At 75.4% G+C, this 496-nt stretch carries 1 pseudogene; it reads right to left on the bottom strand.

Annotated elements, in window-relative coordinates:
* Positions 1-496 (bottom strand): annotated as a pseudogene (locus G3I78_RS47735) (hypothetical protein); the annotation flags it as partial.

Here is a 496-nt window from a genome sequence, read left to right as displayed (position 1 = left end):
AGCCGTCCTGCGCGACCGTGAAGTGGTAGTTGAGGTCGGCCGCCTTGTCCGCCCAGACCTCGACCACGACGGCGAGCCGGTCGTCGCCCGAGCGCGCGGCCCGGCGCGTGACCATGCGCACGAGCTGGTCGAGGCGGCGGGGGTCGTCGACGACGAGGATCCCCTTGCCGGAGACACCGTACGCGTCCTTGACGCCCACGGTCGCGCCGTCCGCGACGAGCCGGGCCGCCTCGGCGCACGCGCGCTCGAAGTCCTCGACGGTGCGGCACGCCCAGCCGCGCGCCTGCTCGATCCCGACCTCGTCGCACAGCCCGCGGCTGTAGACCTTGCTGTTGACGGCCTTGGTCGTCGCGGCGTCGACGAGCACCGAGCGCAGGCCGGTGGCGGCCGCGAGGTCCTCCTCCGCCGCCGACGTCCCGTGCGCGAGGAGGCGCACGCCGTCCGCCGCGAGGTCGCCCAGGCGAGCGAGCAGCGCGGGCGAGTCGAGCGCGTCGAG

The organism is Streptomyces sp. SID13726, from assembly GCF_010548375.1.
Classification (GTDB): Bacteria; Actinomycetota; Actinomycetes; order Streptomycetales; family Streptomycetaceae; genus Streptomyces.
Note: the sequence above shows the minus strand (reverse complement) of the source record. Positions and strands in the feature narration are given on the sequence as shown.